We start from the raw sequence: 16218 nt of genomic DNA on the forward strand, positions 1-16218 counted from the left end.
CCTAGTACTTCGGCTTGATAATGCGGCTGAGCCAAAGCCCGCCGACGGAGAGGAGTGCGATGGCAGCCCCAATCATGACGAACCCAACAAAGGTGGTGGTAAAGACCCGCGCGTAAGTCGGGTTGAACACCACCAGACCGATGAACATCAGGATTGGCAAGGCCATGAGAACCAGTGCTGAGATGCGTCCTTCCGCACTCAGTGCCCTGACCTGCCCCTTCACCTGGTTTCGATCGCGGATTGTCTCACCCACGTGGTCCAGAACCTCAGCGAGGTCACCGCCCACTTCGCGGTGGATCTCGATGGCCTGGGCTATCCAATAAAAGTCCTCGCTTGCAGTCCTCCGCGACACATCCGCCATCGATTCGCCCAGGTCCCGGCCGATCCTTGTCTCATTAACGATGCGGCTGAGTTCCTCGGCCATCGGCCCCTCGTTCTCCTGTGCGGCGGCGTCGATAGCCCTGAGGAGGCTGTGGCCGGCCCGGAGGCCGCCGGAGAACATCTGCAGGGTATCGGGCACCTGGGAGTCGAAGGTCTTGCGGCGTCTGGAAATGAGGAAGTTGAGAACGAGGATCAGGAGGAAAGGCGTTCCGATGAGGGCCAGGATGCTGATGCCGAGACCGCCCAGGAAGAAAGCCATTACGGTCGACACCAACGTGATCGCCCCGGCCATCAGAAGGTAGTCGCCCGGTTCCTTGTTGAGGCCCGCCTGTTCCAGCTTTTCCCGGCTGAAGATGCCGGTGGGGCGGTTCTTCAGCCTCCGGTTCAAGACCCCTACCGCCTGGTTGGTCAGTCGGGTAAGGCTGGATGAGTGCTGGACGACGTCGGGACGCCTCCGGGTAAGCGGGACGCCCGCCTTGCCCTTCCAAACAAACACAAAGAAGAGGGCAAGCGACAAGTAGACGAGGAACAGGCCGCCCATAAAAAAGGGTGGGAGCGTCGGCAGCCATCGTTACCGGCCCCTGGCAGGGTCAGCCCCGAAGATATGGGGTGAGACGCGGATGCCAAGCTCATGGAAGCGGTCGGTGAACCGGGGCCGCACACCTGTAGGAATCGGCTTGCCAAGGAACCGTCCGTTTGCGTCAACACCGGCCGCATAGTCGAATACGAAGGCGTCCTGGAGCGTGACGATGTCGCCTTCCATGCCCTGCACTTCCGTGATGTGGGTGACGCGGCGGGTCCCGTCCCGAAGCCTTGAAATATGGACGATCAGATTTACAGCTGAGGCGACTTGCTCCCTTACGGCGCGAAGGGGAAGGTCCATTCCGGCCATCAGAACCAGCGTTTCCAGACGGGCAATGGCGTCACGGGGTGAGTTGGCGTGGACGGTGGAGAGCGATCCGTCATGGCCGGTGTTCATGGCCTGCAGCATGTCCAAGCACTCGCCGCCGCGGACTTCGCCGACTACTATGCGGTCAGGACGCATACGGAGGGAGTTTCGCACGAGGTCCCGGATTGCGACCTCGCCCTTGCCCTCAATGTTTGCCGGCCGGCTTTCGAGCCGCACCACGTGGTCCTGCTGCAGCTGGAGTTCAACTGCATCCTCGATGGTGACGATCCTGTCGGAGGCAGGAATGAAGGACGAAAGTGCATTGAGCAGTGTCGTTTTACCTGTACCGGTGCCGCCGGACACGATGATGTTCATTCGCGCAAAGACGCAGGCCTGGAGGAGTTCCGCCATCTCCGGAGACAGGCTGCCAAAAGCGATGAGCTTGTCGACGGTCAGTGCGTCACCGCCAAATTTGCGGATTGTCAGGGCCGGGCCATTAACTGCGAGCGGTGGGATGATGGCATTGACACGTGAACCGTCGGCCAGGCGGGCGTCCACCAGCGGCGATGACTCGTCGATGCGGCGTCCGACCTTCGAGACGATCCGTTCGATGACCCGCCGCAGTGCTTCGTCGGACGCAAACTTGGTGTCCGTTAGCGTGAGCTTGCCGGCCCTTTCCACGTAAACCTGGTCAAACCGGTTCACCATGACTTCCGTAATGGAGGGGTCGTCGAGGAAGCGCTGGATGGGTCCATGCCCCAGGACATCGTCGATAATTTCCCGGATCAGCCGCTGCCGCTCGGCGGATGTCAGGGGAACCTGTTCTTCATCGACCACAATCTTCAGTTCGTCTTTGACGTACTGATGGAGCTCGGCCTCCTCAAGTGAGGAATCGGTGATCCTTGCCCCCAGACGCTCATAAAGGGCCTGGCTGGCGCGTTCCTTGAGCGCGCTGAGGGCGCCGCTGGCCACCGCGGCTGTCGGCGCCAGTTCAATGACTTCCGCGGCGTGAACCGACTCTGCCGTCTTTGCCTCATGGATGCGGCCAAGAGTTGCAGGTTCGGCAGGGGAGTTCAGCGGCATGAACGGGCTCTGCTGCTCCGCTGTTTCGGTGAACGGCGTGGATGCTTCGGTGCCCCGCACCTTTTCGAGCCTTCTGGAGAGATTCACTGGACAACCGCCCTTCGATGCAACTTCTTATGTGGTCTTGCTTCCCAGTTGGGCTTGAAGCGCTCAACAAGCTGGCGCAAGCCCTTCGTAGCAGGATCCCGGCTGCCATCCTGAAGAAGCGGGACGCCCTTGTTGGTTGAGAAGGGCAGGGTGCGTGAACGTGGAAGAACAATGTCCACTGGTGCCCCGATGGTGGCCTCCACGTCCTGAACCGATAGGCCGCTGCGGCGGTCTGCCATGTTGAGCACCACATGCCGGGTTTCAGGAAGCAAATTCAGCTCTGACAGAACCTGGTTGCCGGTCCGCAGCCCCCGGATGCTGGGAACGTCCATGCCGCAGATCCACACCGCGTCAGAAGCCAGGTCCAGAGTGGCGAGAACATGTTCTCCAAGCCCCGGAGCCGTGTCGACGACGATGTACTGGAACTCTTGGCGGAGCTGGGACAGGAGGTGGGTGACGTGCTCGCCGCTGATCTTGTCCATCTCAACCGGATTCTTCGGCGCGCATAATGCATAGATGCCGCCGGGGTGGACGGTGAGGTAGGTCTTCAGGACCATGGAATCCTGACTTGCAGCGCCTACTACCGCATCCGTGATGGTGTGTTCCGGCTCCAGCATGAGCCCGCTCGCAACATCGCCGAACTGCAGGTCCAGGTCCACAATCACCACACCCATGGGCGCAATTTTCCCGAGCCCCACCGCGATGTTGGTGGCCACAGTGGTCTTGCCGACGCCTCCCTTAGGGGAAATGACGGCGATAATGCGGCCGCCGGCAGCATGTTCGTGATGTTCCGAGCTGCTCGGGGCCAGGCCGCGGCGTCGCCCCGCTGACGCGAGGCTGGCCCGCTCCGCAATGATCCGGATGTGATCCACATCGGCAGCGGGATCCAGAAGGTCACGAATACCAGCCCTCATCGCCTGAACCGCAACTTCCGATGATTCGCCGGCTACGAGGATCATGCTGATCTCGGGGTACTGCAGATCCATGACTGCTGCAAACTTCAATGCGTCATCAGCGGGAAGGCCGGGGCCGAGAATGAATACCTCAGGTGGTTCACCAAGGAGCTGCTTCAGCACCTCCTCCGGCCCCTGGGGCAGGTAGTCCGCCTGGAAGAACTGGAGGGAACCTGCCATGCCGGCCGTAGCCATGCGGACGCGGCGCTCAAATTCTGTATTTGGCGTGATCAGTACGAAGCGGCTCATCGGAATACCTTTGTCTTGTCCACTACACCGGTGTTACCCTCGGTAGCTTCGCTGGGTTCCTTGGAAAGATAGATCCGGCCAAATTCCGCGGCGTAAACCAGTCGCTCTGCCTCTACGGAATTCCGCGCCAGGGTGATGAGATAGGTCCCGTCGCTCTGGCCTTCACCGGAGCTAAGGGCGCCGTCGGACTCGCCTTCCTTGGGGGCATCTGTTTGTGCCGGGCTGCCGTTGCTGAACTGGGCAGCAGTCACAAGTACCTTGTGGAAGGTGAGCTGCGTGCCTGCGGACTGCGTGGCATTTTCTCCAGAGCCATTGGTTTCAGTGAGCGAGATGAAAACGCCCACAGTGTCGCCGGCGGCGATCTTGCCGCCGACTACTCGTTCGATGGGCAGCTTGAGCGAAATCTCCTGCATGCCGTCGGGCACAGCGACTCGGGAGGGCCCAAGGAAGGAAGCTGGTTCCACCAAGCGGCTGGAGAGGAGTTGTTCCCCGGGAACCAGAGATACGGCGGTTACCTTGTCACCGAGATCCGCCAGATCCGTGACGCTGTCACTACTGATTGTCGATTTCGGCAGCGGCTTCTTGGCGACGGAAGCTCCTATTTCACCAACCGGAGTTCCCGCGGCTATCGCGGTCTGCACCACGAAGACTTCGGCCGTTTCCGTGCCTGCCATAGCTCGGGCATCGGCGCTTTGTACGTAAGTGATCAGAAGGACAGTGCCGGTTATTGCAATAACGAGCGCGGCGATGCCTCCCAGTAGGCGTGCTTTCACTATCTTCCCCTTAGATGATGCTTATTTGATCAGCCCAAGGACAACGACGTTGCCGGTGGGTGTGGTGGAGCCTCCTGTGAAGAGGCTGGGATCTGCGGAGTAACCTACGAAGGTGCCGTAGAGGCCCTTCTCACTGCCGCCGAAAACGTTGGTTGGGTCGTACTTGGCCTGACCAGACAAGTTCCAGGCCTTGATTTCAAAGCCGGCCCATTTCTCGATGTAGTACTGGACTGAGCTTCCGAGGCATGTCCCGAATTCTGAAGCAGGCATCCCGCTGCAGGTGTACTTGTAGACGGGCAGGGCTACGGTTGAGTTCGCCAGCGATGGGTTGATGGACGGATTGAAGAGGTCAATACAGCCGTTCGGTACAGCGGCACCGGCGCTGGTTTCGCTCCATTCCCCGACCTCAGCCGTCACATTGCACCCTGTGGAGCTGTCGGGATTCAGCCAGGCGAAGCCACCAGGGATGATCTGATTTGAAGGATTTAGTCCGTTGCAGTCCAGGGCCCCGCCCTGAATAAGAATCTTGTGGGGCAACCCGTCATCCTTGAATTCACATGGAGCAAACGTGAGCGGCAGGACCGTAATGCCCTTGGTTGGGTACAGCCATTTGGCTGTGGCAGTCGCCCCGACCGTGGCCGGGGGAGCATTCAAGGCGCTCGCGAACATCTTGCTCAGGAAGCCGGCACTAGTGGTCCCATCCTTTGTAGAAGTGGTTACAGAGACCTCTCCAGGGACGGAAAGATCCACGGACTGGACAGTAGAGCTGTTGTCATTCGAGTTGCTGTTGGCCAGGGCAGCGGCAACGGCATCCGCTTGGGCCTGTGTACACCCTGCGGAAACCGAGCAAAGGTCTGCCCCCGCGAGTGCCCCCGCGTCGGCGGCATTCTGCAGCTGGGCTCGCTCGGCGTAGATTTGACCGGTATCAACGGCGAGGGCGCCGGCCCCAATCAGGACGACCATCATGACGGCAACCAGGACGCCTGCAGCTCCTCGCTCATTCTCGCTGGCCTTGGTTGCTAGCCGTTGCATCGCATTGCTCCTACTCCGGTGAGGGTGACAGAACTGCCGAAAAGCCCGGTCAATGTTGAGGCCGGGTAGGTGATGGTCACCTTTGCAGTTGTGTCGGCTGCGCAGGTTGCGGGGCTAAATGCATAGGAAAAAGCTCCTGAGTTAACCCCGGAGCGCCAGCAACGGCCGCCGCTTTGGCGTCCGTTTGACTGTTCTTCACTGCCATCGTCCTGGCCGCTTCACGGGCCGCTTGGGTCACCGAAATTTGAGCGTTGTAGGCGTTGGCGAATTCGACGATGCCGATGACAAGTGCCAGCAACACGGGAGCAACTAGTGCGAACTCCACAGCTATGGCGCCACGGCTTTTTTCGTCCGTGTTTTCTTTGCGGGTCTTCTTCAACGGATCCCCCGAGATCGATGGAGACCGGATGTGCCGTACGGTGCCGCACGGCACATCCGGAGGGTTGGTGGCTTACCAGGTGCCGACGGTGGAACCGAGGGTTGAGAACCAGTTGTTCAACGCGGTTCCAAAGGCGGTGACGCCGATAATGATGAGAAGTGCAATGAAGGCAACTAGGAGCGAGTACTCCGTTGCCGTTGCACCCTTCTCTGATGCGATGCGGTCCTTGACGCCGGCAACGAAGGCAAGCACGGAGACCATGAATGGTGTCATTTCTTGAGTCCTTTTCTGAAAGCTGCCGACGCGGTTGCGGCGGCTGAGCGCACTACGGGGTCTTTGGTCGAAGCTTCGGCGGCGGAGACGCGTGGCATATCCGCCGCCTAGTTGAAAGGTGCGCCGCGAACCCAACTTCATCTAGAGGCGGCGCACCTCCCGGCCATGGGGACTTACCAAGTGCCGACGCGGGAACCGAGAGTGGAGAACCAGTTGTTCAGTGCAGTTCCGAAGGCGGTGACGCCGATGATGATGAGGAGCGCGATGAAGGCGACCAGAAGTGAATATTCTGTCGCCGTGGCGCCCTTCTCGGAAGTGAAGCGATCCTTGACGCCGGCAACAAAAGCCATCATCGAGACCATGAGAGAAGTCATTGTAATTTCCTTTAATTCGGTGAAATGGACTGATATTTATTTCAACGAATTTCCAGCTGCCCCATAAATCTTTAGCGGCTGGACTTCGCTAAGACGAGATTGTCATTTAGGGGCGAGGAGCAACAATGCGTAGTGGTACTCGACTTTTTCAGGACATAACAAAAGTACGTACTCGAAGAGTTCGTGCAGTACTCAGAAAGTGATGTGAGTAGTGGTGGCTACTACTTATGGCGGCGGCGGAGTGGGCCGGGGGAAGGGCAAGGGACTCTTCCGCGGTGCTTACGAAAGAAGGAGCGTGACAGCAGCCAGAGCGCCCAGCATGGCGGGTCCATGTGCCACTTCTGTCGCCTTTTTCGGGCCTTTTCTACTTAGAATGAGAACAGTGCCTATGCCATTGAGGATGAACCCCAGCAGGCCGCCGTATAGCAGTTGGCTCCAACCTAGGTACCCGAGGTAGAGGCCTACGGGTGCGGCGAGCTTCACGTCGCCCATTCCTATGCCGCCCGGCGAGATCAGGCCCAAAATGAGGTAGCCGGCAAATAGGATGACGGCTCCGAGTACCCCGCGCAGGAGGTCGTTCGTCTGTTGCGCAGATAAGGCGGATAATAGAAATAGGAGTAAACCACCTGTCAGTAGCGTCAAGACAAGCGGGTTGGGCAGCAAATGGTGCGCGACGTCAATCCTGGCGAGTTGCACCCCTAAAACAGCAAGGAATATAAACGCTGGCAAGCCCGGTCCAATTTCAAACCGTATAGCAAAGGCTGCGCACGCAATCCCGGTGAGTGACGCCGTCGTGATTCGCATGGGAAGGGTAGGTAGGCCGCCCAGCCGAGGTAGTCGTTTTGCTATCAGCACCTCGGCGGCGGGGGAGAGGGCGATGCCCAGGAGCCCGATACCTACGACGACCAGCCAGTCGGCGAAACCGTCATAACCTGTATCCAGCACCGCGACCCCCTGCGTTCGTCAGTCCGACGGACCTGGTGTGCCGTCCGGCTAACCCATTTTGACCCTGAACCCCCTGACGCGCTAATCTTGGTAGTCGTTGTGCGTGTCCTATTCCGATGGTGCGTGCCCGCTTGAGAATCCGGTTGCAGGATGACTACTCAACGGTCACATTCGGAACCACAGGATGACTGGTTACATGGAGCCCTCACCTCTGTTCCGGTAGCGCGCAGACAGTAGGTGCACGAGCTAGTGACACCTAAACAAGAACGCCAGAACAAGAACGAGGCAAACACCGTGCGTACGTACACCCCGAAGCCCGGCGATATCAACCGCCAGTGGCACGTCATTGACGCCACAGACGTTGTCCTTGGTCGTCTTGCAAGCCAGACCGCAATCCTGCTGCGCGGCAAGCACAAGGCCACCTATGCATCCCACATGGACATGGGCGACTTCGTCATCATCATCAACGCTGAAAAGGTAGCCCTGACCGGCGCCAAGCTGGAGCAGAAGCGTGCTTACCGCCACTCCGGCTACCCGGGCGGCCTGACCTCCGTCAACTACGCGGAACTGCTGGAATCCAACCCGGTCCGCGCCGTGGAGAAGGCCATCAAGGGCATGCTCCCGAAGAACTCCCTGGCTGCCCAGCAGCTCGGCAAGCTGAAGGTGTACCGCGGTGCTGAGCACCCGCACGCCGCCCAGCAGCCCAAGACTTTCGAAATCACCCAGGTCGCCCAGTAGTCCTGGCCACCAAACAACTTACTTAATACAAGGAGAATCGTGGCTCAGAACGAAGAACTGACCACCGAGGCCGTTGAGGCCGAGGAAAACCTGACCAGCTACACCTCTGAGAGCTCGGCTGCCGAAGCCGCTCCCAAGAAGGAGCGCCCGGCCCTGACCGTTGCCGGCGCAGCTGTTGGCCGCCGCAAGGAAGCCGTTGCACGCGTCCGCGTTGTGCCCGGTACCGGCAAGTGGACCATCAACGGCCGCGAGCTGGCGAACTACTTCCCGAACAAGCTGCACCAGCAGGACGTCAACGAGCCCTTCAAGATCCTTGATCTCGAAGGCGCCTACGATGTTATCGCCCGCATCCACGGCGGCGGCATCTCCGGCCAGGCCGGTGCCCTGCGCCTCGGCATCGCCCGTTCGCTGAACGAGATCGACGTCGAGAACAACCGCGCCACGCTGAAGAAGGCCGGTTACCTCTCCCGCGACGCCCGTGTCATCGAGCGTAAGAAGGCCGGTCTCAAGAAGGCCCGCAAGGCCCAGCAGTACTCCAAGCGCTAATCCCGCTTGCACAGAAGCCCGTCCCGCCATTGGCGGGGCGGGCTTCTTTTTGCTTACGGCCCAGCGAGGACAAAAGCTGCGTTCAAACGTCGCATTGTGACTATACCGCGCTATACGGCAGTGTCCTGGATCGTCCTCTAAACAGGTAATGCCGCCATCGGCCCGGTCTCAGGGCCGTGCCGATGAGAGCAATACCTGTCGACTTCCTGACACTCATGGGTACCTTTTCATACTCGGCACAGGTTCTATGTTCGTTTTCTGATTGCAGTCGTCTCTAAGGTCCCGGACATGGTGAAACGAGAAAAGACCTTCCTTGCTGGGTCCGCAAGAAGGCTCGAGAATTAGGGGTTCGCATGAGAGGCGCATCCAGCAGCGTCACTCGTGATGCCGTCTTCGCTATGTTTAGGCCCTTCTACTTCGGCAACATCCTCATGATCTTGTCGATCCTTCTCCTTGTGATCATTAGGCCCAACGCAGACAATCCCGGAATATATCGGGCCATCGGCCTGGTTGGTTTACTCATGTTCACGGCACTGCCTTCATCGTTGTGCCCGGAGGAAGACGGTTGTCGAGACTGGGGGAGTCGGAGAGGGAGGACCGTAGGCGAATCCAGGCAGGTCCTCCTCTTGAGCGGGAGGAGCTTCAGTTCCCAGAACCACCCCCGGGCAACGGGGTATAGATGACGGGTGGGGCGTTTCATTTACCTATGAGCAGTGCAAGTCACAACCTCCCTAATGCCTCGACGAGAGATTACTACGGCCTGGGGGTGAGTTCGATGCGTCAGGCTTGCCGGAGCATCGACGACGAAGTTCTCGCGCACATCTCCTTGGCGAACTACCGCCACCTGTATGCAAAAGCAGCAGGCCAACGACCACCCGTTTCGTGTGGCGACCTGCCATGAGCAGGGCAGTCGATCATAAACGCTTGTTGAGCTCCTTGCCCGAAGGCCAGGTCGTGTACCCGAGGCGCCGTTCCTTCCTGTACGGCCGCGCCGCGATAATAGAGAGGACAACACCGGCGGCACATTGAACCAATAACGCCGTGAGTACTGGTGGCACCAACTGCGCTATAGACCTGTCAGCCAAGGACGCAAATGCCACAGTAACGAGAATTCCCATCGCAATGAAAACGCCAATGATGAGGCGTCGGGTCATGCGCCACCAATAACCCGCTGCGGGCTGTACGGGCAGGGTGGACCACTCGTCGGGTGGGACAACCCTGATTGGCCCAGGATTGACTGCTTTCCCTATCTGCATCGCAACTCACCCACGTCCTTTCCGTGCCCGTCTCCGTAGGGCCGCAGAACATTTAAGGCGCTATTCAACAAACAGGGTTTTTTCTGTAGGTCGTAAACGATACTGCTGTCAACTATTTCCTCCTCGAAATTTGTATGTACCCACTGTTGGATCGCAAGAAGTTGCGAACTATTTCCCGGAACCTTTAGTTGTTCAGGTTGAACGACTAGAAAGCAAATCTTTCCTTTCGATACCCACTCCTGAAAGCGTTCGAGGGTTGGACTGGGATCGGTGGCGGCGAACCCGCCTAGGGGCATGACTGGCCTGCCAGCCCCCAACTGAAACCTGGCGGCTGTCTGGCCGGGATAGGTAGCAGCAGCCCAGGTGCACGAAGGGCTGGACTCTTTGAGAAGTTGTTCCATTGCCGGACTGGGGGTCTTGCCGATGGCTAGACCCGTAGCCCATGCCGGATCAAGAGACTTCGCGCCAGTCAAGAATCGACTCAAGGTATTGGGGTTGGTGGCGATGCCTCCCGACAACGGGTTGGAGCCAAACTGGGGAGTGTTTATGGTCAGAGTGGAGCAGAATATGGGCCCGACAGTCAGGCTGCCCACCGCCAACCATGTCGCCGCGGGGCGGACCCAGTCCCGCGGTGCAGGAATTAGAATCAAGGCCCCTGCTAGAAGTTCCGCATAAAGCAGTGTTTGCCCCAGCCACTCCGGGTACGCATCGCTGATTTGCCACATAGCGCGGGAGAATATTGCGCTTAGAAGCAGCGAGGAAAAGATCGCGATCCGGAACAGTTTTGATTTGCCGGGTGCCAAGGCAAGCTCCAAGCCGAGGCCGAGACACAGCGCCACCGGGGCAGCCAAGGCGGCCGTGTAGTAGGAGTGAAAACTGCTACCCATGAAACTGAGTACGAGATAGGTAATTACCAGCCAAGAGGCAACGGCAAGGGCGAAGACGGATTTTGCGCGCGTGTACCGTTTCCTTGCCACGGCGCCTAGTACGGCAAAGCCCGACAGCAAGGCTGGTAACAGGAGCCAGCCTATTTCCTGACCGTAGTTGGCATTGAATAGCCGGAAGACTCCTGCATCGGTTTCGACACTCCTCATGCCTTCAGGGAGCAGTGCCGTCCACGGGTCATTCTCCCTCTTAAGTACTCGATCGAGACCGTTATATCCCAATGTGAGCTCTAGCATGCTGTTGGTGGAGGACCCGCCGACATAAGGGCGTGAGTTCGGCTTTATTGCGTCAATTATCAATGGCCATGCAAGTGAACCCAACGTGAGGAGCATCCCGGCAGCACCTAGAGTCATGAGTCGCCGACGCCATGTTACGAGCGAGAAAATGCAGAACGACGCGATGAGTGAAGGGAGAATAAGAAAGGCTTGCAGTTGTTTAGTCAGAAATCCGAGGGATAGAAACACTGCCGCAAGGTATAGAAAGCGCGCCTTACCCGATTCGGTAGCCTTAATTCCAGCTAGAAGTGCCGCGAGCATCAGAAGCACCATTAGTGGGTCTGGGTTGTTATAGCGAGCCAGTAGGACGGTGATCGGCGTAAAGGCAAACAGTGCGGTGGAAAATAACGCAATAGGAGCCGGTAGGTAGCGTCTAGACAAAAGGTAAGTAAGGAAAGCGCCCACCAACGTGGCTGCTGCTTGAGGAAGCAGGACACTCCAGGTGCTCAACCCAAATAGTCGGACGGATAGCCCCATGAGCCAAAGACTAAGAGGCGGTTTATCGACGGTGATTGAATTTCCTGCATCGGCGGATCCGAAGAAGAAGGCAGCCGGATCTTGAAGCCCTGACTGCACCGCGGCTGAATAGTAAGCATTTGCCCAGCCGTTGGCATCGAGAGCCCATGTGTAGAACATGGCAGCAGTCGACAGAATCCCCGCCAGACACCATTTCTCCCAGCGTGAAATACTCATTGTTGCACCGTGATTCAGTGCTTCTGCCTTGCTACTTCCTAAGGTTGTAGATCCTGACCCCATCCACCATCTCCCCCTCGAAGTTTTCGTGGACCCAGACCGTGATCGCACGAGTATTGTCGCCCAGCGGTACACCGTCTACGACCGGCTGTTGCCAAATGAAGTAGGCAATGCGGTTCTTATGTACAAGGGCTTTGAACTGCTCCAGACTAGGTGCCGGGTCGTCGCCCAGCCAACCTCCCAGCGCAATGACTGGTCGGCCAGACGCAAGCTGGTATTGAGCGGCGTTTTGGGCTGTATAGGTTGCTGCTGCCCATGTCGCCGCAGACGTATCCTGAAGAAGTGACGTAACGACCGGAGAAGGTTCTACGCCGAAACCCAGGTGTCTGGCCAGCGGCGGATCACCCTGTCTGGCCGCAGTCAAGTGCGCAGACAGCGTTTGTGGATTGTTCCCAACCGGGCCGGACAGTGGATTCGTGCCCGCGTGATTCATGGACAGCGTGACTGCATCTGCGCCCAAGGGGCCCAGCATCAAAGCAAAGGACACCAGGGCCAGAGTAGCGACGCTTTGTTGTCGTGTTCTGGCCAGCATCCAGCCAACCACCGCCAATGCGCCCACACATGTCGTTACTAAAGGCCAAACACCCCAAGCGTTGCTGTATTGAAAGATCCTGGCGGCTACGTATATGGTTCCGGCGATCAGAATGGCACCAATTAATCTCGGGACAAGCCGCTGCCTCTCCGACCACAGCAGGTGAATCCCCATAGCCACGACGGCGGCAATGGGTGCTGCCAGCGAGAAGACGTAGTACGTGTGCGTCATCGTCCCCATGAAGCTGAGAACTGCATAGGCGGTGAGGAGCCAGGTGACGCCCACGACCAGTAATGCGTTGGCTTTTCGCGTTTGTGCTGATCTGCCAGCAAGTGATATAAGCGCAAGTGAGCACAGCAACCCCGTGAAAAGAAGCCAAGCGCCTTCGGGTGCGAAGTTCGCGTTGAACAGCCTGCCGAAGCCCCCGTCATAGTCAACGGCAGGGTCCTGTATTGCAGTTGCCTTTCCAGTTTGCGGGTCAGCCGTGAAACGCAGGAACCGGGCGAGTCCGTTGTAGTCGAGGGTGAGTTCGAGGATGCTGTTTGTTGCTGATCCGCCGATGTAGGGGCGGTTTGCCGGTGGGGTGAGTTCGACGATTGCCATCCACCAGCCGCCGCTGATGATGAGGGCGGTGAGTGAGCCCAGGAGGCGAAGGAGCCTGGATGCCAGTGTCCCTGCGCCCAGGAGCAGGACGGCGAGGATGAGGGCTGGGATGGGGATGAAGGCTTGGATTTGTTTGGCCATGAAGGCTAGGCCGAGGGCGGTGCCGCTGAGCAGGTACCAGGTCCAGCGGTTGTCTTCGATGGCCCGGACGACGAAGTAGACGGCGGTGACGGTCAGCAGCCCCATGAGCGGTTCGGGGTTGTTGTAGCGGGACATGAGGACTACGACGGGAGTGGTTGCGTAGATGAGTCCGCCGAGGAGTGCCGGCGCGGCGGGGTGGCTGCGCCGGATGATTTTGTAGATCAGCCAGGTGGTGGCCACGCCCATGAGGGCTTGGGGAACGAGGATGGCCCAGGAGTTCAACCCGAAAAGCCGGACTGAGAGGGACATGATCCAGATGCTCAGTGGCGGCTTGTCGACTGTGATGAGGTTTCCGGCGTCGAGGGAGCCGTAGAAGAACGCTTTCCAGTCCTGTGATCCGGCCTGTGCGGCGGCTGAGTAGTAGGGGTTTGCCCAGCCGTTGCGGTCCAGCCCCACCAGGAATGATGCTGCTGTTGCTGTGAGCAGGACGGCTAAACCGATCTTTTCCCAAGGAACTGCCCGGCCGGCAGAGGGCTGGTGGGCAGGAGCCGCCGCCCGGCTAGCCTCGGCAACACTCACCGCACAGACTCCCCAGCGGGGCGCAGCGCGCGAACCGCAGCCCGCTCACCACTACGCCGTACCCGGAAGACCCAGAGGCGCAGGAGAATGAACCTCATCAACGTGGCGAGGATGTTGGCAGCTGTCAGCGTCAGCAGTTCCATGTTTGGCGCGGCGTCGGGGTTGGCAGCGTGCAGGACCACCAACGAAGAAGACGTAATGCACCACGCCAGCATGAATACTATGAGTCCCTGGAACTGCTGGGTGAAAAGTTTCTCCGGGCCGCTGATGCCAAAGGTGAACCGCCGGTTGGCGGCAGTATTGCCAACAGCAGTCATGAGCAGTGCGAGGAAGTTGGCCTCCTGGGCTCCGAAGGGCCCCTGAAGTACCAGGTACAGCAGCGCGAAGGCCAATGTGGAGAAGACCCCCACCACGCCAAAGCGCAGAACCTGCCCGAAGAAGCTCGGCCGGTCGACGGGCACTATTGGCCGCCGTCCGAGTTCGGCATAAATGGCCTGGACCGGGATCACGCCTTTTACTAAAGATCCGGCCACCCGGACCATGCCGCGCAGGTCATCAATTGCGGTTTGTTTGATATTGACCCGGCTATCGGGGTCATCAATCCAATCCACGGGAATTTCATGAATTCGGAGTCCGGACCGTTCGGCGATAATCAGGAGCTCCGTGTCGAAAAACCAGCCATCGTCCTCCACGTGCGGGAGAAGCCGTTTGGCTACGTCCGCCCGAATTGCTTTGAAGCCGCACTGGGCGTCGGAAAAACGCACCTGCATGGTCCGGCGGAGCAGGAAATTGTAGGACCGTGAGATGAACTCGCGCTTTGGACCGCGGCTTACCCTCGAGTTCTGGCCTAGCCGGGTGCCAATGGAAATGTCGGAATGCCCCGAAAGCAAAGGTGCAACCAACGGCGGCAGGGCAGCCAGATCCGTGGACAGGTCAACGTCCAGGTAGGCCAGGACTTTTGCCTCCGAAGCGCCCCACGCATCTCTCAGGGCGAGCCCGCGGCCCTTGACCTCAAGCCGGCGGTAATTGACGTTCGGCATGTGCTCGCTAAGTCGAGCGGCAATCACCGGAGTCCGATCGGTGCTTGCATTATCGGCGATGGTGATTCTCCACGTCGACGGCATTTCGTGCGTGAGATATTCGGCGAGCCTTGTGATGCTTCTTTCGAGTACCGCTTCTTCGTTGTAGACCGGTACTACAATTTCGAGCGCCAAGCCCCCATAGCTAGGTGTCATGCATGGATCGTAGGGGTGGCGAAATAGGCATGGCGAGGCTTTCCAGCAAAGACAGGTACTCGAGGACAGAATCCAAGTAGTCCTGTATCTGGGGCCACTCGAAAGGTAGTAAGTGTCGCTGTTTACGGGTGTAGTACTTGTCGCCGCCATGTGTATGTTTGGCGAAGTCGCCGCAGCCATCGTTCGGCTGGCTTCTCTACGAACTCGTGGAGCAGTCCTGACAAGGAAATAGACATGAGGATGACAAAAGCAGCGAGGACAGTTGCTTCACCCGTGAAATCGGCATAGGGTCGTGCGACTCTGATCACAAGTTCATGGATTAGATATAGGGCATAGGACCATTGACCGAGCCGGACCAATACTTGGGAACCAAGGAGTCCGGACCTACCCGCGAGGTCAGCCTTTGTGCAAGCGTAGATGAGTGCAAGGAAACCCGGGACCATGATTAGGTTGGCAAACAGGACCCCTACAGGCCCGTTGAGGCCAGTCCAAACAAGGAGTCCGACGTGCGAGATGCCTACAAGGATCGCTGCTTGCAGGGAGCCGAAAGGGAGATGACAGCCAGTCTTAATGAGTCTGGCGAGAGATATCCCGAGTACGAATTCGCCAAGCCGGTACAGTGGCGCAGTTCCTAGAAGATAGTCTGCCGTAGTCATTGATGAAACGGACGTCAGGCTTATTGCTAGTAGGAGCATCGCTGTTGGGACGACGATGATTGTTCGGGCGGCCAGACCGGAGGTTGCAAGCCGCTTGTGCAACAGCGGAAACACCAGGTAGAAAAACGCCTCGCAAGACAAAGACCACGAAACGCCATTGAAGGCGTTCAAGAAGGGACTGGCCGGAACCCACGCCTGAGTCAACGACAGAACAAAGGCGGCGGTCCACCATTCATGTGCCGAAGATCTTGGAAGAGTCGGAGTGAAAACAGCTAGAACTGTTGTTAGCAGGTGAAGAGGCCAGATTCGGGCTATCCGATGCCAGTAGAAGGTACCCGGGGAAGCGTCGTCCCGGTGAGACCAAGAAAGCACAAAACCTGAGAGAATAAAAAAAGAAGCTGACACCTGTGTAGCCGTAGGCGAAGAGATTCAAGTTCTCGGCAATTGGCGTGAAGTACAGATGTAAGTGATACATGACTACCGCCAAGGCTGCAAAGAAACGGAGCCCCGTAAGGCTTGCTAATTGCCTGCCGGAAGCTGG

15 protein-coding genes are annotated in these 16218 nt (G+C 58.5%); 2 read left to right on the forward strand and 13 right to left on the reverse strand.

The window, feature by feature from the left end:
• Position 1: 1 nt before the first annotated feature.
• The 9 genes from ACPEE0_RS05445 to ACPEE0_RS05485 all read right to left on the reverse strand — a co-directional run bounded on the left by ACPEE0_RS05445 (position 2) and on the right by ACPEE0_RS05485 (position 7418).
• The gene (locus tag ACPEE0_RS05445) at positions 2 to 922 is read right to left on the reverse strand and encodes a type II secretion system F family protein (RefSeq protein ID WP_424574098.1); all 921 of its coding nucleotides are present in this window, start codon (positions 920 to 922) and stop codon (positions 2 to 4) included.
• A 30-nt stretch (positions 923 to 952) separates the two neighbouring features.
• The gene (locus tag ACPEE0_RS05450) at positions 953 to 2440 is read right to left on the reverse strand and encodes a CpaF family protein (protein WP_424574099.1); all 1488 of its coding nucleotides are present in this window, start codon (positions 2438 to 2440) and stop codon (positions 953 to 955) included.
• Positions 2437 to 3642: an AAA family ATPase gene (locus tag ACPEE0_RS05455; protein WP_424574100.1), complete on the reverse strand. Its 1206-nt coding sequence runs from the start codon at positions 3640 to 3642 to the stop codon at positions 2437 to 2439. Before ACPEE0_RS05455 ends, ACPEE0_RS05450 begins: the two co-directional genes overlap by 4 nt.
• A complete protein-coding gene (gene cpaB, locus ACPEE0_RS05460; protein WP_424574101.1) occupies positions 3639 to 4415 on the reverse strand; it encodes a Flp pilus assembly protein CpaB in 777 nt (258 codons plus the stop codon). Before cpaB ends, ACPEE0_RS05455 begins: the two co-directional genes overlap by 4 nt.
• A 21-nt stretch (positions 4416 to 4436) precedes the next feature.
• Positions 4437 to 5447 carry a pilus assembly protein TadG-related protein gene (locus tag ACPEE0_RS05465; protein WP_424574102.1) on the reverse strand — a complete coding sequence of 337 codons (1011 nt, stop codon included), beginning with the start codon at positions 5445 to 5447 and terminating at the stop codon, positions 4437 to 4439.
• A gap of 76 nt (positions 5448 to 5523) precedes the next feature.
• Positions 5524 to 5826, reverse strand: a complete 303-nt coding sequence (locus ACPEE0_RS05470; protein ID WP_424574103.1) for a TadE/TadG family type IV pilus assembly protein — start codon at positions 5824 to 5826, stop codon at positions 5524 to 5526.
• A 72-nt stretch (positions 5827 to 5898) separates the two neighbouring features.
• Complete coding sequence (locus tag ACPEE0_RS05475; protein ID WP_424574104.1) at positions 5899 to 6099, reverse strand: Flp family type IVb pilin; 201 nt, start codon at positions 6097 to 6099, stop codon at positions 5899 to 5901.
• A 173-nt stretch (positions 6100 to 6272) separates the two neighbouring features.
• Positions 6273 to 6473 (reverse strand): Flp family type IVb pilin, encoded by a 201-nt coding sequence (locus tag ACPEE0_RS05480; protein ID WP_424574105.1) that lies wholly within the window; start codon positions 6471 to 6473, stop codon positions 6273 to 6275.
• Between the two features lie 279 nt (positions 6474 to 6752).
• Positions 6753 to 7418, reverse strand: coding sequence for a prepilin peptidase (locus ACPEE0_RS05485; protein WP_424574106.1), 666 nt, complete (start codon positions 7416 to 7418; stop codon positions 6753 to 6755).
• Between the two features lie 294 nt (positions 7419 to 7712).
• Here ACPEE0_RS05485 and rplM point away from each other — a divergent pair, with 294 nt between their 5' ends.
• Both rplM and rpsI read left to right on the forward strand, forming a co-directional pair.
• The gene (gene rplM, locus ACPEE0_RS05490) at positions 7713 to 8156 is read left to right on the forward strand and encodes a 50S ribosomal protein L13 (RefSeq protein ID WP_009358699.1); all 444 of its coding nucleotides are present in this window, start codon (positions 7713 to 7715) and stop codon (positions 8154 to 8156) included.
• A gap of 39 nt (positions 8157 to 8195) precedes the next feature.
• Positions 8196 to 8702 (forward strand): 30S ribosomal protein S9, encoded by a 507-nt coding sequence (gene rpsI / locus ACPEE0_RS05495; RefSeq protein WP_058266545.1) that lies wholly within the window; start codon positions 8196 to 8198, stop codon positions 8700 to 8702.
• A 1246-nt stretch (positions 8703 to 9948) separates the two neighbouring features.
• Here rpsI and ACPEE0_RS05500 read toward each other — a convergent pair.
• The 4 genes from ACPEE0_RS05500 to ACPEE0_RS05515 all read right to left on the reverse strand — a co-directional run bounded on the left by ACPEE0_RS05500 (position 9949) and on the right by ACPEE0_RS05515 (position 16082).
• Positions 9949 to 11871 (reverse strand): ArnT family glycosyltransferase, encoded by a 1923-nt coding sequence (locus tag ACPEE0_RS05500; RefSeq protein WP_424574107.1) that lies wholly within the window; start codon positions 11869 to 11871, stop codon positions 9949 to 9951.
• 31 nt (positions 11872 to 11902) lie between these two features.
• On the reverse strand, positions 11903 to 13786 hold the full coding sequence (locus ACPEE0_RS05505; RefSeq protein ID WP_424574108.1) for an ArnT family glycosyltransferase: 1884 nt from the start codon (positions 13784 to 13786) through the stop codon (positions 11903 to 11905).
• Entirely contained in the window at positions 13783 to 15021 is a 1239-nt protein-coding gene (locus ACPEE0_RS05510) for a glycosyltransferase (protein WP_424574109.1), read from the reverse strand. Before ACPEE0_RS05510 ends, ACPEE0_RS05505 begins: the two co-directional genes overlap by 4 nt.
• 122 nt (positions 15022 to 15143) lie before the next feature.
• A complete protein-coding gene (locus tag ACPEE0_RS05515; RefSeq protein WP_424574110.1) occupies positions 15144 to 16082 on the reverse strand; it encodes an acyltransferase family protein in 939 nt (312 codons plus the stop codon).
• Positions 16083 to 16218: the final 136 nt, after the last annotated feature.

It is taken from the genome of Arthrobacter sp. SD76, assembly GCF_049726125.1.
Taxonomy (GTDB): domain Bacteria; phylum Actinomycetota; class Actinomycetes; order Actinomycetales; family Micrococcaceae; genus Arthrobacter; species Arthrobacter nitrophenolicus.